Source organism: Flammeovirga aprica JL-4 (genome assembly GCF_012844305.1).
GTDB classification, from domain to species: Bacteria; Bacteroidota; Bacteroidia; order Cytophagales; family Flammeovirgaceae; genus Flammeovirga; species Flammeovirga aprica.
In genome coordinates this window covers 1-525 of the sequence record NZ_JABANE010000440.1, presented here as the reverse complement: position 1 = coordinate 525, position 525 = coordinate 1, and the positions used below count along the sequence as shown (strand labels likewise).

Below are 525 nucleotides of genomic sequence, written 5' to 3'. Positions count from 1 at the left end.
GCTTTCCGCGTGTAGTTCAACAAGTACCGCCAGGAATATGCATTCTGAGACGCATGCTGTGGGTAGTGGCGATTTATCATCACTGCAAGCCTCTCAGGATGAATTTGAAACGATGGTCCGTAACCTGGACGTAAAGTCCCGTTTAATGGATCAGTATGCCAGCTGGAAAGGCGTGCGTTACCGCCTCGGCGGCAGCACCCGCAAGGGTATCGACTGCTCAGCGTTTGTGCAGCGCACCTTCCGCGAACAATTTGGTCTGGAACTGCCGCGTTCAACTTCTGAACAGCAGGAAACCGGAAAATCGATTTCCCGTGCCCAACTGCGTACAGGCGATCTGGTTCTGTTTCGCGCCGGCTCTACCGGCCGCCATGTCGGGATCTACCTCGGCAACAACCAGTTTGTTCACGCCTCCACCAGCAGCGGGGTGACTATCTCCAGCATGGATGAGCCGTACTGGAAAAAGCGCTACAATGAAGCGCGTCGAGTCCTGAGCCGCTCGTAAACTGTCCTCCACCGCCGCCGGTT

General features: G+C 55.8%; 1 protein-coding gene. It reads left to right on the top strand.

All coding sequences use genetic code 11. The annotated features are described in order from the left end of the window. The coding region (mepS, locus tag HHU12_RS34830) for a bifunctional murein DD-endopeptidase/murein LD-carboxypeptidase (RefSeq protein ID WP_169661251.1) at nucleotides 1-502 on the top strand (502 nt) is incomplete at its 5' end. Nucleotides 503-525: the final 23 nt, after the last annotated feature.